Below are 18,876 nucleotides of genomic sequence, written 5' to 3' on the forward strand. Positions count from 1 at the left end.
GCCTGTGCCGGCTTCCGGCGATCTATGTGGTGTCGATATTCAAGCAAGAGATCTCCTGTCACTCTGATGTCAACACGACGACGGTAATAGACGCAAGATTAGTGGTTGATCGATCGCCATGTGAGGTCGTCTATCATGTGCCAGGGTGCGGTAACGTGAGGAACTGGTGCGCGTGCAGGCCTGATCTTGCGTGGCTGGCTACTGTTCGGAAACGTCTAATCCTTGCAGCATCGATTATCATTCTGGGCATGAGCCACGTGGCTGCACGTGCCGGAGCAGACGGACAGGGGCTGTTGCGGTTCGATATTCCTCAACAGTCGCTGGCGTCAGCGCTCGACAGTTACAGTGCAGCAACTGGGATCGTCGGCCTCTATCGGGGTCAGCTTGCCGTCGGACGCATATCGAAACCGGTTGCGGGACACTACACACCGGAAACGGCACTCAGGTTGCTGCTTCGTGATACCGGTCTGGCCGCGCAGTACGCGTCCGCCGATGCGTTCACGCTGTTGCCTTCCGGCGACATCGCGCGATCATCCGGATCGGCCACGGTGATCGCGCGGGCTGCGATCGCGCAGCAGGACGCCATTCAGCGTGATTATTCCGCGCTTCTTCAGGAGCGCATCACTGCGGCATTGTGTGCGAACGGCGCGACGCGCCCGGCCGACTATCGTATTGCACTGAGCTTCAGGGTCGGAACCACGGGAGAGATCGAGCAATTCGACCTGCTTGGCTCATCCGGCGATAGCAGCCGTGACGAGGCGATAGCGCGCACGCTACGGACGCTCGGTATCGGTCGGCCGGCTCCGTCGCATATGTCTCAACCTTTCACGATGGTCGTGCTGCCGGCGTCGTCGGGCGGTGCCGTCAATTGCCCTCCAGTCAGAAGCGCTCTGCATCATGGCTAGAAAGTCCGGATCGCCGGAGGCGCCGAATCTGATTGAGGATCAACCCGCGAGTGAAGCGCGACTTTCATCGCCCCTCGCAAGCTTGCAAGAGTTGCTGACGGATCGCTATGGCGTGCTGAAGACGCGTCTGGCACGTCGGCTTGGATCGCAGGACTGGGCGGAGGAGGCGCTACAGGACACCTATCTCCGCCTCGATGGTGCCGAGATTGCCGGGACGGTGCGCAACCCGACCGCTTATCTATTCCGCACGGCCTTTAATGTCGCTCTCAACCGCATACGCGCCGATCGACGGCGGCTCTCGGCGGCCGAGGTCGATGGCCTGTTGCACATCGCCGATGAAGCCCCCGATGCGCTGCAGGTGTTCGAGGGCCGGGCGGAAATTTTGCGCCTGAGCAAGATCATTGCAAAGCTGCCGGAGCGGCAGCGCGCGATCCTTCTCGCATCCCGAATTGAGGGCGTGTCACGGCAAGAGATCGCCGAGCGCTTTGGCATCTCAGTGGGGATGGTCGATAAAGAACTTCAGCAAGCGCAGGAATATTGCGCCACGCGCTTTGGCTGGAAGAAGACGCGATGATCCGCACGGAAACCGATCCACAGGAGCTGACGCTGCTCGATCGCGAGGCTCATGCCTGGGTGCGACGGCTGACCTCGGGCGAGGCGACCGGCGCCGACGCTGACGCCTTGCGCGAATGGTGCCGGCGCAGCTCGGCCCATGCATCGGCTTTCTCGTCGGCCAGCCGGCTCTGGCGCGCGGTGGAGCCCGCCAGTGGCATGCTCGATGAGGCGCAGCGGGACGATCTCCGTCATCGATCGCGCCGGATCGCGCGACGCGCGTTCATCGGCGGCGCGATGGCGGCCTCCACCGGTGGCTTGCTGCTGGCGAAGCCGCCGCTCGGTCTGTGGCCATCCTATTCCGAGTTGCAGGCGGATTTCCGCACCGGCACCGGTGAACGGCGCGCCATCTCCGTTGCGGATGGTGTTGCCGTCGAGATGAATGCACGCACCAGCCTGTCGGTGACCGGCAGCGTCGTCAGGCTGATTTCAGGGGAAGCGTCCTTTTCCGCATCCGAAAAGCGTGCGGGTCATCTCGACGTACTCGCCGACAGCGGCACGACGTCCATGACCGATGCCCGTTTCGATATTCGCACGGCGGGCGGTGAGGTGCGCGTGACTTGCTATGCGAACGAAGTCCGTATCGCCCATCCAAGCGGGGCGATCGTCCTCGGTGCGCGGCAGCAGGTCAGCTACAGCGCCGATGCGATAGGAGAGGCGGTATCCATCGATCCGGCCGTCGCCTCGGCGTGGCAACGCGGCTTGATGATCTTCGATATGACGCCACTGCACGAGGTGATCGACGACCTCAACCGCTATCGTGCGGGCCACATCGTTTTGCTCGATCGCAATCTCGCGCGCAGCCCCGTCAACGGTCGGTTCAGGATCGACCGGCCGGATGACGCCCTGTCCCAGATCGAACTGGCATTCGGCATCCGGCGCCGCACATTGCCCGGCGGACTGGTGCTGCTCGGCTGATCGCAGCCGGCGGCGTGACATGAAAATTTCATAAAAATTCGGTGGGAGCTGCGAGGCCCCAGGTGTCTCCAGGAGGACGCTGCCACAGCCGGGGTCGATCCGGTGGATGGTGCTTGCCTTTGGAATGATGAGAGACCCATGATCGTTTACGCCGCCCATTCGCCATCGTCGGTTTCGCGCAAGTTGCTCAAGCGTAGCAGTCTGCTTGTGAGCGCCAGCCTGGTGGTGCTGCTCGGTGCGGTGACCAAGGCGGATGCACGCAGTCTCGGTGGCAGCAACGCGGCCGGCGCCAGCAATCCGGCAGCGATTGCAGCTGCTGCAGCCGCGGCGAGTGCGCAGCAGTCGTCGGCGGCTGGGCAGCAGGCGATCCAGTCCATGGCGCGGGCGGCGCAATCGCTGCAAGCCATCCGCGATGCGCAAAGTGCCGCGCGGGCGGCTGCGTTGGCCGGGGCGGATAGTGCGGTCCCCAATGGGTTGACAGCGGGGGGGCTCGTCGTGGCGCCGGGCGCCGGTGTGACGCCAGATATCTGGGTCGGCGCTGACAAACCGACGTCAGCACAAGTTGGCGGTCGTACGCAGGTCGAGATCAGGCAGACCGAGCAAAAGGCCATCCTCAACTGGTCAAGCTTTAATGTCGGCCGCGAGACCGATGTGTATTTCAACCAGACTGCAGGTGGCGCCGACAAGGCGAACTGGATCGCCCTCAACCGCGTCACCGATCCGTCGCTGGCACCGACCCGCATCCTCGGCAGCATCAAGGCCGAAGGGCAGGTCTATGTCATCAACAAGAATGGCATCGTGTTCGGTGGCGCCAGCCAGGTTAACGTCAGCAGTTTCGTCGCATCGTCGTTGAGCTTGTCGGACGAGCAGTTTCGTGCCGGCATCAACAACGTGCTCTACGTCTTCAAGGACGATAGTGGCAGCAGCATCGCCAAACCGCAATTCGGTTATCTCGGCCAGGCCAAGCCTAACCAGTCCGTGGGACTGAACGACCCTGGACAAGTGGCTGGCGCCGTCATTGGAGATGCGCCCGGCGACGTGCTGGTCGAGGCCGGTGCGCAACTGACGATGGCCTCGGGCGGCAAGGCGCTCGTGTTCGCTCCGCGCGTGTTTAACGACGGGCGTATCTCTGCGCCGGACGGTCAGGTGATCCTGGCGGCGGGCGAGCAGGTCTATCTGACAGCTGATATCTACGGCGTTCGCGGCCTGGACGTTGCCGTCTCCTCGCCGATGCGGTGGATGTTCGACTATTACCACATGGCGACGGCCAGCGGCCAGGCCAATTGGGAGAACCCGGGCAAGGCTTTCATCATCGGTATGAAGGAGCTGCTCTTCCCGGAAATGGAGGCGCGGGCGGCATCGGTTGGCTACACCGTCGTGAACAACGGCATGGTCAAGGCAGATCACGGCAACATCACGCTGATGTCGCGCAGCATCGTGCAGAATGGTGCACTTGAGGCGTCCACTGCGCTGAACAATCGCGAGGGCTCGATCCGGCTGCGCGCCTGGGATCAGGGCATGCTCTCCTATGCGAGTTCTCTGCCGGATGGGTCACCCTTGCGGTATTGGTCCACGGGCAGCGTGACGCTCGGCAGCGGCAGTGTCACCACGGCGATGCCGGATCTGACCGATACCAGCGAGATCGAGCAAACTTCGCTAGCGACGCGCTACAGCCCCGGCAAGATCGAAATGCGCGGCCAGCTGATCAACATCGGGTCTGCTGCGAACGTCATCGTGCCCGCCGGTACGATCAGCATCGTCGCCAGCACATCGACGTTGTCCGGGGAGACGCCGATCACCGGCGAGCCGGTGAAGCGCGATGGCAGCCGCATCTATATCGGCGAGGATGCCTATCTCAGCGTCGCCGGCCTACGGGATGTGTTGTTGACCATGGAAAGCAACGTCGTCACCGGCGAATTCCGCATCAACGAACTCCGCGACTCGCCGCTCTATCGGGACTCCTGGCTGCGCGGCAAGACCGTCAGCGTGGATAAGCGCGTTGCCGGCCTGTTCACCGATGGTCCGATGGCCGATGTGCAGTGGGTCTCGGGATCGCCTGGTGCGTGGGTCGGTACGCCGCTCGGCGACTTCTCCGGCTGGATCGGGGTCGGTAAGACCTCGCTGGGCGAATTGTCCACGATCGGCGGCTCGATCGCGATCAAGTCCAGCGGTTCGATCATCACGCGTCCGGGATCCCTGCTCGACGTATCCGGTGGCTCGGTGCGCTATCAGGACGGCTGGATCACCACCACGCGGCTGCTCGGCGCCGACGGCCGCCTCTACGACATCGGCGACGCGATGCCTGACCAGCTTTATGTCGGTTTCGCCGGCTCGTTCTCGCGCACGCATAACGTCCAGGGTCAGGTTGATAGCCGGCTCACCGAGACATGGTCCAGCATCTTCGATCGCGGCAATGCGCGCCGCTTTGAACAGGGCTATAGGGAAGGGCGCGCGGCCGGTGCGATCCGCATGTTTGCGGCCGAAGCACTCGTGCTCGAGGGCAGCTATTGGGGCGGCGTCCTTACTGGCGAACGCCAGTCGGCATCAGGCAAGACGGCCGCGGCGGGCTCGTTCACGATCGGCGGCAACAGCGACGAGCATCGCCAGTGGTTGATCGGCAATCTGGTAATCGGCAACAGCCCTGAACTGCTGCCGGCTGGTTTCGATGCCTACAGCACGCTCGATCCCATCTGGTATTCGGGCACACAAGGCGACGACCTGTCGGTGCGCAAGAAGACGACCTATCTCGACGCCGATATTCTGGCCCAGTCCGAAATGGGAAAGCTGGCATTCTACGTTGCCGCCGGCTTCACATTGGCTAAAGACGAAAAGCTGGAGTTGGCGCCCGCGAGCACGCTCAACATCATTGCCAATACCGGCTCGAACAATCCTGCGACCTTCAATGTGGACGGTAGCATCCGCATCGCCGGTGGCACGGTCTGGTTTGCCGGTGCCGAGACCGCGAATTACGGCCCCACGGCGTCCATCGATGTGAGCGGAGTCTGGTTTAACGGGCCGCGCAATGGCCTGCAGCCGGTGATCAAGGGCGGCAGCATTACCGTCGCTGGCGACCTCGCGCCCGGTGCCACATTCGATGTCTCTGGCGGCGGCTGGTACGACACCACAGGCATCAAGCCGAAGCTGAAGCTTGGTGATGCCGGCACGCTGACACTGTCACCGACGGATGTTGCGCAACTCGCCGATCTCGAATTGCGCGGATATTCGGCGGCCTCGGGCGGCTCCCTGTCGATCGTTACAACAGGATCGGTCGTGATCGGCGGCGCCGTGCCGACCGATCCCGCGACGAGCTGGCTGCCCGGCACGCTGTTCGGCGAGCGTGGCTTTCGCAGCTTCGAACTGAGCACCACCGGCGACATCATGGTCGCGGACGGCACGGTCATTTCCCAGGAGGCACGGAGTATCGAACTGGCCGGTATCAATCCGGCCACCATCCTGTCGGGCACCGCGATCCGCGACATCGCTGGCCTGACCATGCGTCCGTTGGCTGAGCGGGTCGCCGGCAAGCCCACCGCGCTTGGTTTGGTTGGCGACAACATCATCATCGGCACAGGCGCGGTCGTGGCTACCGATATCGGCGGCAGCATCACGCTGGTCGCGAGCGGTCATGACGACCTTGTGGGCACCAAGGTGCCTGGAAACCTGACCATCCGCGGCACGCTCGATGCACCTGCCGGCGTGATCGCGCTCACCGCCGCAGGTGGCGAGCTGAAGCTGACGGCCGGCGCCCGGGTTCTCGCGCGTGGTGCGGTAGTGACCGAGATCAGCAATCGTGGCTTGCGGTCCGGCGAGGTGCTCGCGGGCGGCTCGGTGAGTTTCAGCAATGCCCTGACAATAACGGCGGAAAAGGGATCTCTGGTAGATGTCTCCGGCGCCAGCGGCGAGTTCGATCTCGACGGCGGACGCGGTGAATCCGGCGCCTACACGTTGACGAGCGATGGCGGCAAAATATTGCTCGGTTTCAGCGGTGCATCGAAGGATGTAATCGCCGGCAAGTTCGAGGCGCACAGCGGCGGTGCTGGGTCCATTGGAGGAACGCTCGAGATCAGCGTTGCGCAACTGTCGGAAACGACGCCAATGTTCGATCTCCCGACAACGCTCTATTACGTCAATCGTGACACCGGCCTCATCACGGCGCTCAACGCGCGTGGCAATCTGGACATCTACCGCGAACATAGCTCCGGCTCCGACACGGCGTATCGCTATAGCACCGTGCTGCTTGCGATCCGCGCAGCGAGCACGGGGCTTTCCCGAGGGGGCGGACTCGCGATCGTGGATCTCGATGCCGATATGACGCCGCGCGGCATTGATCAGCCGCTCTCGTCCGTGATGCCGACGAGTGTGAATCAGCTCGACCTGTTAACGCGATATTTTTATCTCGATAGCGCTGCCACGCAACGGGTCGAGTTGCCGACGGCGTCCGTCAAACTCACCAAGATCTCCAGCGACACGATCTCCAATGGTGGCTTTGGATCACTGAACGTCAATGCGACGGCTTTCGTCGTTGCTCCCGGTATCAACTTGACGCTCGGCAAGTCGATCTCGATCACAGGCGCTATCAATAGTGGCGGCGCGGGAACGGCGACTATCACCGCGCCTTATATTGCGCTGAACGGTGCATCCGGCTCAGCGCACGATGCAGGGAGCGGCAAGCTCGTGATGACGGCTGACGTCATCGATGTTACTCGTGCGGCATTCTCCGGCTTTGCCGATACGCAATTGGTCGCGCGCGACGTACGGATGGGCGGGCTGCTCACGGATCTCACCACTGCACGTACGGCGACACTGAGCGCCGACGGCCGCCTGGAGCTCAAGGTCGGTCAACTCTATCCCGCCACCGGAATTCTTGCATCGGTTGAAGCGGGGACCGAACTCGTGATCACACGTCACGGCGATAGTGAATTGCCGTTGTCCGCCGCGGGCACTTTAACGTTGAAAGCGCCGGTAATCGCCCAGAATGGCATCGTGCGCGCGCCGTTTGGCAGTATCGTGTTCCAGGCCAGCGACAGCATCACGCTCGGCGCCAGCAGTATTACGTCAGTGTCTGGCGACGGCCTGATCGTTCCATATGGCATGCTGAGTAACAACGAATTCTGGATCGATCCAATAACAAAGCCGACGTGGGCCGAACCAACGCCATCGCTGAGCAAGCTGCCGGAAAAGAACATTGTTCTGCAGGGTCCGAAGGTCACGCTTGCGGCCGGATCGGTCGTCGATATTCGCGGTGGTGGCGACCTTCTCGCCTGGGAACACGTGCCGGGCCCGGGAGGCTCACACGACGTTTTGGCGCAGTCCGGTGTTTACGCCATCCTGCCGGGAATGCAGGTGTCGGGAGTTGCACAGCAGAAGGTCTGGCTGGCCGGCGGCAATGGGTTCGCGGCGGGTTGGTATGACCTCTTGCCTGCGCGCTACGCGCTGCTGCCCGGTGCGTTCGCGGTATCCATGGTGAAGGGCTCTGCCAGCAACCAGTCTTCTTTCAGCGTCGCGCTCGCGGACGGTACGTCCCTGATGGCCGGGCGCCGCGCCGACACCTTCGGTCGCGGGCACGATCAGCTCACCTCGTCCTGGCGTGTGATGTCGGGCGCGGCGCTGCGCAGCTACAGCGAATACAATGAGGCCACGGCCAACACGTATTTCGCCTCCGACGCCTTCAAGCTTGGCCAGTATCGCCTCACTGGCGCCAATGTTGTGACCCCGCGCCTGACGATGGATGGCGGCTCGGTGGTGTTCCAGGCCACGTCCAGCCTCGTTCTCGATGGCAAGCTGCAGTCGCAGCCCGCTCAAGGCGGGCGCGGCGGCCTCGTCGATATCGCCGGCAGCAAGATCGCTATCGTCGGCGCAGGACAGGATCGTAGCGATCTGGTCGGCTATCTGGTCGTGGATTCTGCCTCGCTCAGTAGTTTTGGCGCGGGCAGCGTCCTGATTGGCGGCATCCGCAGCGTCGATGCGCGCGGCATGCGCGTCGACGTCTCGGCCACCGACATCATGGTCCGCAACGATGCCGGAAGCAGCCTCAGCGGTTCGGAGATCGTGCTGGCTGCGAGCGGCACGGTCCATGTGGCTGATGGCAGCGTCATCGTTGCGCGCGGCGGCTCGCCCGGCGCCGGCGTGGATCTCGTGATGGCACCGCAGGCGAAGGCCGTTTATGGCGATATCGGCACGCCTGACACCAATCCGGACAATGACGTGCTGCTCACGCCGTCGCGCGACTATGGTGCGCTGATCCGTGTATCGAGTGGCGACGCGGTGAAGGTCATCCGAGAGAATGTCGATATCTCGGCGGGCGGCTTGGTCAACATTGGCGCCAATGCGACGCTTTCGGGTGGCAATGCCCTGCTTATCGACGCGACGGGCGACACTTCGGTGGCGGGAAGCGCAAGCCTGTCCGGCTTGGCGCTCTCGCTGGCCAGCGGTCGGATCGGATTCGGCGGCGGCAGCAGCGGTCTGGTTCTCAATGCCGCATCGCTGGCACAACTCGCTAATACGCAGGCGCTGACTCTGCGCAGCTATACGACGATGGATTTCTACACCTCTGTCGATCTCGGTCGCGCTGGCCTAGGCACCGTCACCTTCGACGCCGCCGGCCTTGTCGGCTATGGCAGCGGCGCCATCGTCGTGACAGGCGACACTGTGGTGCTGGAGAATTCTGCCGGCACGTTTGTCAGCCCCGGTGCTGTCGGCAATGCCCAACTGTCGCTGAATGCAAATGACATCATCCTCGGCGGCGGCGCCAAGACGCTGCGCGGCTTCGATGCGGTGATTTTGATGGCGAACCGTCAGGTAACCGGGCAGGGCAGCGGCTCGCTCGATGTGGGCACGGCCGCGGTGACGCTGGTCAGTCCGGTGGTTACGGGGCGCGGCGGTGCCTCGCAGTCGATCATCACCCAGAACGCTATCCGCGTGGTCGGAATCGGTAGCGCTCCAGTCGGAAATGTCGAAGCCAGCCTCGGCACGCGCCTCGCATTGACCGGGACCAGCATCGAAATGAGCGGACGCATCGTCGCGCTCGGCGGTGCCGTCAATCTCACAGCAACGGCGGGCAGTGTCACGATCGCATCCGGCGGAACCATCGATGTGAGCGGCTTCAAAAAGCAGTTCTACGATGTCGCGCAATTCGCCGATGCAGGCAGTATCGCACTTACCGCGGTCGGCTCGGTGGTCGTCGCGTCGGGCGGTCACCTCAATCTGTCCGCCCATACGGACGGTGGCGCTGCCGGCAGGCTATCTTTGACCGCCTCCAATGGCGGCACGGTCTTGCTGGGCGGATCGATCGAAGCGCATGCGCGGACAGGCGAGAAGGGCGGATCCTTCGCATTGGATATCGCCACGCTGCCCGACTTTGCCGGCATGAGCCAGACGTTGAACGCATCCGGCTTCTCGGCATCGCGCCAGTTCCGCATCCGCTCTGGCAATGTACTGGTCGATGGCCTGACCGAGGTGGCAGATTTCACGCTGGTCGCCGACCAGGGCTCGGTGACGCTCGCGGGAACGATCGATGCCCGCGCACCCTATGGCGGTAACATCTCGATCAGCGCGGGCAATGGCCTGACCATGTTGAGTTCGGCATTGCTGCAGGCCGGCGCAACCGGCCGATATGGCAGCGGTCGCGTGACCCTCGAATCCAGCGGCGGCCGGATGGATGTTGCTGGTGGCATCATCGACGTGTCGGGCGCCTCGGGCGGCAGCGTTCGCTTCCGCGCGCAGCAGACGATCGGTCATGACGAGATCAACGTCAGTCACCTGCAGGCCACGGTGGTCGGTGCGCGGTCCGCGGTTCTGGAAGGCGTCAGCGTGGAGAACGGCGATGCTGGTTCTGTCGATGCCGTCCGCGCCGCCGCGATTGCCCATGCGAACACGTTTGCGAGCCATACAGCGGCGATCGCGGCCCGGTTGAACGCCGGCGGCATTGCCGTGATACCCGGCATCGAAGTCAGGAGCACCGGTGATCTCACGCTTGAGACCGACTGGAATCTCGCTACCGATTTCGCGTCGATGCGCATGGGAACCCTGACGCTGCGTGCCGGAGGCAATCTCGTTCTGCTCGGCAATCTCAGCGACGGATTCTCGGTAGCGGACACCAGCGGAATTCTGCAGGGCACCGCATCCTGGAACCTGCGTCTCGTCGCGGGCGCCGACCTCTCATCAGCCAGCGCATTGACGGTCGTGCCGCTCGCAGCGCTCTCCACAGCAAGCGGTACGCTGACAATCGGCGATGCGACCTCTGGCAAGGTCGTCCGCACCGGCACCGGCGATATTGATATCGTTGCCGGCCGCGATCTGCTGCTCGCACATCATGAATCGGCCGTTTATACGGCAGGTCGCGCCGACGCGATCGTCTATGCCGATTTCCAGGCGCCGACGGGCGCTACTTACGGCATTGACGGCGGCAATCTGCGGATCGCTGCGCAAGGCAATGCGACCTCGGTGCTCCCGACCGGTCGATCCACCGCTACCGAGCTGGACGACAATCAGCTGTTTACCGAATGGCTGCGCAAGGTCGGGTCGATCGGTCTGGACCTGCGCTTCGAGGATGACCTGCAGAGCTCGTGGTGGATCGACTACGGCAAATTCCAGCAAGGCGTGGGCGCGCTGGGCGGGGGCAATGTTTCCGTGAGTACCGGCGGTGATCTCGTCAACATGCTGGTAGCCCTGCCGACCAACGGCCGGGTGCGCGGCGGAGAAAGTACGACGAGCAATCCGATGCAGCTCGAAATGCGCAATGGCGGCCTGATGCAGGTCGAGGCCGGCGGCGCGGTGCGGGCAGGTTATTACTATGTCGGTCGCGGCGATGGCGTCATCAATGCCGGCGAATTCGCAAATGGCCGCACGGTATCCGCGGTGCTCACTGACGGGCGCGAATCCGTTTTCGACATCGCGCCGGTGCTGGCTCTGGGTGATGCCGTCATGAAGGTGAAGACTGCAGGCGATCTGGTTCTGCAAACGGTGCTGGACCCGCTGATGCTCAATTCGGACAGCGTTTACGCTGGCGGTTCGAGCCGGAACAGCGCCTATATGAGCGGCTATACGGACCGGACTTCGCTCGAACTGCTGTCGGTCGGCGGCGACGTCACGCTCGCCAATCAGGGGCGCTTCCTGTCCAAGGAGGTCGATATCTCCGGCGGGACGTTTGGTCTCCACGTGGACTATTCATATATCGGACTGTTCGCCACTAATCTCTATCCGTCGGTGACACACGTCGCCGCTCTGAATGGTTCGGTGATCAGTCACGATCGCTTCTTCACGGTACCGGGCAAGAATCCGGAACTGCGGATCCTCGCAGACAGCGACATCGTGCTCGGTGAGGTCACCATGGCACGCGCCACCATTGCGATGATGCCCACGCCTCTGATGCCGGTTACCGGCAGTAGCGGTGGCTGGTTGCAGATGCGGACCCCGTACAATTTCAGCGAGTTCCAGTCGCTCAACGGCAGCGGTTTCGCCGCGCTTCTCCTGAACCAGTTCACGTTCAACCACAGCATGACTCCTGGCAACGGCCCGCTTCGGAGCTATCTCGAAAGCGTCCGCAATCCGGACAGCCTCGACAATGCCGCGGATATGGAGCCCAGCCGCATCTATGCACGGAACGGTTCGATCACCGGGTCGCTGATTGCGACCTCGTCGGGTGTGCAGACTCTGGCGAACATCACCACCAACGAACAGACATGGTTCCGCGCTGGCACGGATATCCGTAACATCAACTACAATCTGCGAAACATCCACAAAGCGGATGTGTCGCTGCTCGAAGCCGGCAACGATATTATCGGGATCGGCGGCAAGATCGAAGTCCAGGGACCAGGCGCGATTGCGCTCGCCGCCGGACGCGATGTCTATGGCACCAGCTTCGAGGTTGTCACCAACGGCCGTTACGACGCCTATCAGAGCAATCGCGCGAACGAACTGAGCGAGGTGAAAGGCCTTGCCCGCGAGGGCGCTGCAATTTCTGTCATGGCCGGGCTGAAGGGCAAGCAGCCAACCTATGATGCCTTGATGGCCGCCTATCTGGATCCGGCTAATCTGGCGTCCATGCCGGACTACCTGAAAACCGAGGTCGATGGCTTCATGCTCCCGATCTATCTCACTGACAAAGTCGAAATCCGGCGCGGTGCCGAGCACAAGGCGCGCTCCGGCCTCGTATCCTTCATTGCGGAGATGACCGGAGAGACCTTGTCGCCGCTTGATGCGTGGCAGCGCTTCAAATCCCTGCCGACATTCGCGCAGCAGCGCTTTCTCCGCGACGTTTATATCCAGGAACTGAACGCGGCCGGCGATGACCAGAACACGCTCGATGCGAACGGCCTGCCGCGCAACGGCGGCTATAATCGCGGCTATGCGGCCATCGCTGCGCTGTTCCCGGGGCAGGAATGGAGCGGCGATATCAAGATCGGCAATGCCACCTTCCGCACCATGGCGGGCGGGGCCGTCGAGACCCTGACGCCTGGCGGGGGCCTGCAGGTTGCCGCGCTCGGCATGACTGTGCCGGATGGCGCCGGCCTCGTCACGCTCGGCAATGGCGATATCAGCATCTTCGCCCGCGATAGCGTCACGGTGAACCGTTCGCGCGTGCTCACCTTTGCCGGCGGCGACGAGGTGATCTGGTCCACGCTCGGTGACATCGATGCCGGTCGCGGCGCCAAGACCACCCGCGTGCCCTCGGCACCGGAAATCACGACGGACGAAGATGGCGTGACCAAGGTGCAGGAGCGCGCCGATATCGGCGGTAGCGGAATCGGCACGATCATCGGCTTCACCGGTGTCAGGGAAGGCGACGTGTCGCTGATCGCGCCGCAAGGCACCGTCAATGCCGGTGACGCCGGCATTCGCGTCAGCGGCAATTTCAATGTCGCAGCCTTGATCGTGCTCAATGCCGAGAACATCAAGGTCGAGGGCGACAAAAAGGGCATGCCGAAGGTCGAAAGCGTCAGCCTCAATATGACGGTTCAGACCAAGGACAAGGCTGCCGAGGATGCCACCAGGGAAGCGACGCAGGGCGGCGCCAAGGAACGTCCATCCGTCATCATCGTCGAAGTGCTCGGCTATGGCGGCGGCAGCGATGGCCCCCGCCAGGACGACGAGCGCCGCCGGCAGGACGACCGGCGTAGCTATGACACCAACAGCGTGATCCAACTGGTCGGCAACGGGGCACTGAGCGAAGCGCAGAGCGAGGCGCTGACCGACGACGAGAAACGGCGGTTGCAGGACATCAGCCGCGCGGCACGCACGCGCTGACGCTTCCAGCAAAAATGTCCATAGGGGCTTAGCTGCATATGCGAGGGCGCCTCTGGACGCAGACGTGTTGCGGGTCTAGCGGCCTTCGTACAGCAGGCTGCCCGCGGCATTGGCTAGCGACTACAATAGCCAGCCGTGCTGAACGAACCGGCGAATGTATACTGTTGATGTTGCGTTATACATCCGAGCTTGATTGAGCTGTAACAATCGATGCTGCGCTGTTAGCGCGAAGGCGATGTTTGATCGGTAATGGCATCTTGGCGCCAAGCGATCATGCTTGCTCGGTCACGAGAGAATGAGGTCAAGCGTCTCACTCTGCCACTTTTCTTCGACGCAACCCGGCGCCACTGGCCGCGCTTGACCATGTCAGCAATGAGGTCAGCCATGGCGGTGGCAACCGCTTCGCTGCCGCGGGCGTTCATGGTCCGCTGCGAGACGACCACGACAGGGTCCGTGCGGGCATCGCACGGGCAGTGCATCCGCTCATGGCGCTACGCGGCCAGTCCATGCGCGGAAGACTTGCGGCGAGACGCCGACTGTGCGTGCGACCCGCACCCTGTGACCGTGAGCAAGCCTCGAGCCTCTTTTTCAAGCGGTGAGCGCCGAAAACTGCGGCTTGACACGTGGGGACGGCCAGTCAAGATTATTGACTAACTGGTTAGTAATCCCGAGGTGCGCGATCGTGGCTGCAGCGTCTGGTGGAAAAATACGGGTGGCGGTGGATATCGGTGGCACATTCACCGATATCGCGCTCTTCCTGGAATCCGGTCTGATTCATCAGAGCAAGGTGTCTTCAACCCCTGCAGATCCAAGTCGGGCGGTTGTCGAAGGCGTCCAGAGCCTGTTGGCGGAGCTATCAATCGCGCCCGCCGCCGTGGCCGAGGTGCTGCATGGCACTACGGTTGGCTCCAATACCATCCTGCAGCGATCGGGAGCTAAAACAGGTCTCATCACCACGCGCGGTTTCCGCGATGTCCTCGAGATCGGGCGTATCAGGATGCCCGACATGTTCGATCTGACATGGGTGAAGCCGCAACCTCTGGTGTCGCGCCGCTATCGGATAGAAGTCAACGAGCGGATGGCCGCTGACGGTACGGTGATCGAGCCTCTGTCCGAAGCCAGCGTGATAACGGCCGGCGAAGCGCTGGTCGCCGAGGGCATCGAGGCTGTCGCCATTGCGTTCATCAACAGCTATCGCAATCCGACGCATGAATTGCAGGCCGAAGCGATTCTGCGGGCGAACTTCCCGCAACTGCTGGTGACGACATCCTGCGCAGTTCTGCCGGAGATGAAGGAGTATGAGCGGACCAGTACGACGGTGGTGAACGCCTATCTGCTGTCGGCGATGCGCACCTATCTGCAGAAGCTCGAATCCGGTCTGCGCGCGATCGGCGTGGCCGCACCCATTCTGGTGATGACCTCGAATGGCGGCATGCTCGCTGCCAATGTCACCTGCGAGAAGCCGGTGCTGGTGGTGGCGTCCGGTCCAGCTGGCGGCGTCATCGGTGCGGCACGACTCGGCATCGCACGCGACGATCGCGATGTCATCGTGTTCGACATGGGCGGTACTACGGCCAAGGCCGTCATCATCGAGGATGGCCGTCCGACCATGACGTCGGAATATGAATTCCGTGACGGCATCTCGACATCCAGCCGTTTCATCAAGGCCGGCGGCTATATGCTGAAAGTGCCGGCCATCGATATCGCCGAAGTCGGTGCCGGCGGCGGCTCCATCGCGGGCATCGATAAAGGCGGCCTGCTGGTCGTCGGCCCGCAATCCGCCGGCGCCGTTCCTGGCCCGGCCTGCTACGGGCTCGGCAATGACAAGCCAACAGTAACCGACGCCAATGTGGTGCTCGGTTTCATCAATGCGACGTCGCTGGCCGGCGGCAATCTCAATATCGATCGCAAGCTGAGCGAGACCGCCATTCGCAGCCATGTCGGCGATCCGCTTGACCTGTCGCTACTCGATGCCGCGCATGGCATCCGTGCCGTCGCCAATGCGGCCATGGCCCGTGCGGTACGCGCTGTCACAGTCGAGCGCGGCCGCGATCCGCGCGACCTCACGCTGATGGCGTTCGGCGGCAATGGCGGCGTGCATGCGCCGGATCTGGCGCGCCAGTTGGGCATTCCGCGTGTCGTGGTGCCGCCGATGTCGGGCATCTTCAGCGCGCTGGGGATGCTGGCTTCCGACATCGAACACACGGCGTTGAAGACCGTCAGCCTGTATCTCGACAGGATGCGGGTCAGCGACCTCAAGGCAATCAAGTCCGAGTTGCAGCAGCAGGTGGCGCGGCAACTTGCCGGTGACGGCTATCAGGCCGAACGCACGCTGTTTCTGTGGGAAGCGGATCTGCGCCACGAAGGACAGGCGACCGAATTGACCGTGCCGTTCGAGGGCGAGGATTTCGACCAGATCCGCGAGCGTTTTGTCGCCGAGTATTTCAAGACCTATGGCTATCGCGATGACACGCCGATCGAGCTGATGAAGGTGCGTGTGGCCGGCCGCGGCTTGCGAGAGAACCGTCTCGATTTTGGTGCGATGAAAATCGCTGCGCGCCAGGGCGCGTCGCGCTCTGGCACCCGTGACATATCGTTCGCCCGTGGCGAAGCCGCGATCGCCGTCAAGATCGTCGATCGCAGCGCAGTAGGGGCGTCGCCGCAACAGGGACCGCTGATCATCGAAGAATTCGACGCCACCATCATCGTGCCCCCCGATGCGAGGGTGCACAAGGACGCCATCGGCTGCATCGTGCTGGAGTTCGAGGTATGAAAGTCGATCCGATCACCTTCGCGGTCATCAAGAGCGGCCTGGATTCCATCGCCGACGACATGGCCTATACGGTCGTGCGCATCGCACGCTCGGAAATCGTCAAGGACGTGATGGATTTCTCGGCCGCGATCTGCGCCGGTGACGGCCAGATGGTGGCGCAGGCCAAGACCATCGCCCAGCATCTCGGCGCGATCCCCGAGGCGATGGCGTCGGTGCTGCAGAAGTATGAAGGCGATCTGCATGAAGGCGATGTCGTCATCATGAATGATCCGTATCACGGCGGCATGCATCTGCCCGACATCTTCATGTTCGTGCCGATCTTCCACAGCGGCAAGCGGCGAGCCTTTGCCGTGGTGATCTGCCATCACACCGATGTCGGCGGCCGTGTGCCGGGGTCCAATGCATCGGACTCGACGGAGATCTATCAGGAGGGGCTGCGAATTCCGCCGCTCAAACTATACGATCGTGGCGTACTGAACACGACGCTGGAGACGCTGATCAAGATCAATGTCCGCGTGCCCGATCGGGTGTGGGGTGATCTTTCGGCGCAGTTTGCGGCGGCTCAGGTCGGCAAGCGCGGGCTGGAAAAACTGATGCAGCGCTACGGCGCGGACGATGTCGATGCCTATATGCAGGAACTGCTCGATTATGCGGAGCGGCTGACGCGGCAAGAGATCAAGGCCTGGCCGAAGGGCACCTATCGTTTCACCGACTATATCGACAATGACGGCTTTTCTGACACGCCGATCCCGATTGCGGTGGCCATCACCGTCAATGGCGACGGTACGCTTGACGTGGACTATACGGGATCATCGCCTCAGGTGAAGGGGGCGCTGAACTCGACGCTCAGTTTCACGCATTCGCTGACCTATCTCAGCGTGCGTTGCGTGTTGGCGAAGGACGTGCCGAACAATGTCGGCCTGTTTCGCTGCATCAAGGTGAAGGCGCCGGAGGCATCCGTGCTGAATCCGGTGATGCCCGGCCCTTGCGCGGCGCGCGCGCTGACCGGCTACCGTGTGTTCGACACCATGCTGGGCGCGCTGGCGCAGATCGTGCCGGACAAGGTGCCGGCGGCAGGTGAGGGCGGCAACAGCGTCATCTGCATCAGCGGTCTCAGGCCCAATCGTCAGCCTTTCATCATCGTCGATATGATCTGCGGTGCCTGGGGTGGTCGCCCCGACAAGGATGGCCTCGAAGCCGTCACCAATGCCTCGCAGAACCTCTCGAACATGCCGGTCGAGGTGATGGAAGCCGAGCACCCGGTTCGGATCGAGGATTATTCCTTCGTGCCAGATAGCTGTGGGGCCGGGCAATATCGCGGCGGCGTCGGTATTCGCCGCAGCTATCGTATTCTGGCGCCAGAAGCGCTGCTGCAATTGCGCACCGACCGCGTCAAATTTCATCCTTACGGCCTCAATGGCGGCGAGCCGGGCGGCTTGTCGAACAACTATATCGAGATCGGCAACGAGCGCACCGCCATTCCCGGCAAGATTACGCGCAATGTCAGCGAGGGCGCTTTGCTGATCCACGAGCAGGCCGGCGCCGGTGGCTTTGGCGATCCGCTGCTGCGCGATCCCGTCGACGTGCGCGAGGATTTCCTGGACGGCAAGATCACGGCGGAGTTCGCGCGAAAGCATTACGCCGTGACATTCGGCCCGCGTGGCGTGCTGGACGTCGAGGCAACCGCGGCATTACGATCCGCGCGCGCCAGGCCATCACCGGACGGGCATCATGGAGCTTAGTGTGGCGGCGCCGAGCAAGATCACCCGCAATCCGGAGGCCAGCCGCGCCAAGATCCTGGATGCGGCGCGGGTCGAATTCGTGTCGAACGGGCTCAACGGCGCGCGCGTCGATCGCATTGCCGAACAATCCGGCGTCAACAAGAACCTGATCTATCACTATTTCGGCTCGAAGGATGAGCTGTACCTGATGGTGCTGGAGCGCATCTATACGGACCTGCGCGCCAAGCAACAGGACGAGGATCTGCGCGAACTACCGCCGATTGAAGGCATGAAGCGCCTCGTCAGCAGCACATTCGACCATTTCGTGGCGACGCCCGACCTGATCCGGCTGATGAGCATCGAGAACATTCATTACGCACAGAACCTGAAGAGTTCGAACGTCATCAAACCGCTGTATCGCGGGCTGCTCGACACGATCCAGATCCTGCTCAAGCGCGGCCAGACCGAGGGCGTGTTTCGTGCCAATGTCGATGCAGTCGACCTCTATATGTCGATTTCCGGTCTCGCTTATTTTTTCCTGTCCAATCAGCACACATTGTCCTGGCTGCTCGACCGCGATCTCGCGGCGCGCCGGCGCGTGCTCAAGAGACGCCAGCACGTCGTCGAGATGGTGCTGAGCTATTTGACGCAGAATTCGCCGGCAGAAGCGGATGGCGCCGACACACAATAGTCAAACCGGAGA

7 protein-coding genes are annotated in these 18,876 nt (G+C 62.6%); all 7 read left to right on the forward strand.

From position 1 onward, the window contains the following. Nucleotides 1-293: 293 nt before the first annotated feature. The gene (locus tag AC1RQ5_RS16875) at nucleotides 294-905 is read left to right on the forward strand and encodes an STN domain-containing protein (protein WP_493200444.1); all 612 of its coding nucleotides are present in this window, start codon (nucleotides 294-296) and stop codon (nucleotides 903-905) included. Beyond that, nucleotides 898-1,479, forward strand: coding sequence for an RNA polymerase sigma factor (locus AC1RQ5_RS16880; RefSeq protein WP_493200446.1), 582 nt, complete (start codon nucleotides 898-900; stop codon nucleotides 1,477-1,479). The genes AC1RQ5_RS16875 and AC1RQ5_RS16880 overlap by 8 nt, the downstream gene beginning before the upstream one ends. After that, nucleotides 1,476-2,435, forward strand: a complete 960-nt coding sequence (locus tag AC1RQ5_RS16885) for a FecR family protein (RefSeq protein ID WP_493200447.1) — start codon at nucleotides 1,476-1,478, stop codon at nucleotides 2,433-2,435. The genes AC1RQ5_RS16880 and AC1RQ5_RS16885 overlap by 4 nt, the downstream gene beginning before the upstream one ends. A 138-nt stretch (nucleotides 2,436-2,573) precedes the next feature. Next, complete coding sequence (locus tag AC1RQ5_RS16890; protein WP_493200449.1) at nucleotides 2,574-13,679, forward strand: filamentous hemagglutinin family protein; 11,106 nt, start codon at nucleotides 2,574-2,576, stop codon at nucleotides 13,677-13,679. Nucleotides 13,680-14,361: 682 nt separating this feature from the next. Beyond that, nucleotides 14,362-16,452: a hydantoinase/oxoprolinase family protein gene (locus tag AC1RQ5_RS16895; protein WP_493200451.1), complete on the forward strand. Its 2,091-nt coding sequence runs from the start codon at nucleotides 14,362-14,364 to the stop codon at nucleotides 16,450-16,452. Then, complete coding sequence (locus AC1RQ5_RS16900; RefSeq protein WP_493200453.1) at nucleotides 16,449-18,194, forward strand: hydantoinase B/oxoprolinase family protein; 1,746 nt, start codon at nucleotides 16,449-16,451, stop codon at nucleotides 18,192-18,194. The genes AC1RQ5_RS16895 and AC1RQ5_RS16900 overlap by 4 nt, the downstream gene beginning before the upstream one ends. Further along, a complete protein-coding gene (locus AC1RQ5_RS16905; RefSeq protein WP_398479538.1) occupies nucleotides 18,184-18,864 on the forward strand; it encodes a TetR/AcrR family transcriptional regulator in 681 nt (226 codons plus the stop codon). The genes AC1RQ5_RS16900 and AC1RQ5_RS16905 overlap by 11 nt, the downstream gene beginning before the upstream one ends. Nucleotides 18,865-18,876: the final 12 nt, after the last annotated feature.

The organism is Tardiphaga sp. GW821-FHT12E02 (genome assembly GCF_058807155.1).

Excerpts from the sequence above, each read along its gene's own strand:
- AC1RQ5_RS16880 (WP_493200446.1), top strand. The coding sequence starts at position 898 with ATGGCTAGAAAGTCCGGATCGCCGGAGGCGCCGAATCTGATTGAGGAT.
- AC1RQ5_RS16885 (WP_493200447.1), top strand. The coding sequence starts at position 1,476 with ATGATCCGCACGGAAACCGATCCACAGGAGCTGACGCTGCTCGATCGC.
- AC1RQ5_RS16890 (WP_493200449.1), top strand. The coding sequence starts at position 2,574 with ATGATCGTTTACGCCGCCCATTCGCCATCGTCGGTTTCGCGCAAGTTG.
- AC1RQ5_RS16900 (WP_493200453.1), top strand. The coding sequence starts at position 16,449 with ATGAAAGTCGATCCGATCACCTTCGCGGTCATCAAGAGCGGCCTGGAT.
- AC1RQ5_RS16905 (WP_398479538.1), top strand. The coding sequence starts at position 18,184 with ATGGAGCTTAGTGTGGCGGCGCCGAGCAAGATCACCCGCAATCCGGAG.